The sequence below is a fragment of the Acinetobacter sp. YH16051 genome, assembly GCF_013417135.1.
GTDB lineage: Bacteria > Pseudomonadota > Gammaproteobacteria > Pseudomonadales > Moraxellaceae > Acinetobacter > Acinetobacter towneri.
In genome coordinates this window covers 1-1,067 of sequence record NZ_VPEN01000155.1, presented here as the reverse complement: position 1 = coordinate 1,067, position 1,067 = coordinate 1, and the positions used below count along the sequence as shown (strand labels likewise).

General features: G+C 36.9%; 1 protein-coding gene. It reads left to right on the top strand.

Going from position 1 to position 1,067, the window contains the following annotated elements:
• Positions 1–397 precede the first annotated feature (397 nt).
• Positions 398–715 (top strand): DUF2523 domain-containing protein, encoded by a 318-nt coding sequence (locus FTV41_RS15030; protein WP_218945217.1) that lies wholly within the window; start codon positions 398–400, stop codon positions 713–715.
• The last annotated feature ends 352 nt before the right edge of the window (positions 716–1,067 follow it).

Here is a 1,067-nt window from a genome sequence, read left to right as displayed (position 1 = left end):
GGGGTATCTGAACAAAGCAGACAACGGCATGAGTAGTCATAAAACGCTGATCGTGAGTATATTGGGGTAATCCCTTGCGGTGATCAATTAAAGGCGTTTATAGGCGGTTTTGGACGTGTTCAGGGGGTGACGTAAGCCCTAACCAAAACAAGCGCAGCATTACGCTGTGATGCGCTCCTGTGAAACGATGGCTCGGCTCCGTAGTGATGACCACATTGTTAGGGTAATACTCCTGGAGTGTCTTTTTAGATGCTCTAGGGTGAGTATTCCCTGATCTTCTCCAACTCCCACCATAATGATAAAATCACTTACTATTAAAATTGTTAAAAAACAAATATATAAATAGAAATTTGATATAATTTACCTATAAATTTTTAATACAAAAATAGGTTTTTTTATGGCTATAAATATTCCTTTGATGATTCTTTCTAGAGTTGTTCTTAGTGTTGTTGGCAAGCTTGTTGTAGGTGTTACGGTTGCAGGTCTTACTTATGCTTTTTTAAATAATACTGTTCTCCCTGTCATACATCGCATTGAGTCTGCCATTCTTTCTCAATTATCTTCGCTTTCTTCTGTTGGTGGTCCAGTTGGTGAGTTTGTTGCTTATTTAGATTTCCCACATGCTATGTCAATTATTCTTGCTACTTCTGCTGCCTGTACTTCAATTAAGTTAATGGCTATCGCTGTTCGAGCTTTTGGTATTAATACTGGTTAAGTGGTAGGTAGTAGTAGGCGCAGGCAGGAACTTGTTCCGCCGCGACTACTGCTTGAAAGAGTCCACGTTTTCTAATGGTGGACTCTAGTCCTATATTTAGGAAAAGATGCATTCTGTTCTAATAAAAACAATAACTTATAATTTTAATAAAAATATAACTTGCCTTTAAAGTAATTACTTGGTAATTTCTCAGTACTTCCTAAGTAACTACTAGGTGAATGATTTGGATGACAATGACGCTTTAGATAACTTAAAACGTATGCAAGCAAGTGTTGATCATAAAAGATTACTTGTTGAAGAGATTGAGCAATCTCGTTCTAATTTGGATACGACTATGAATTTTAAGGTTAAC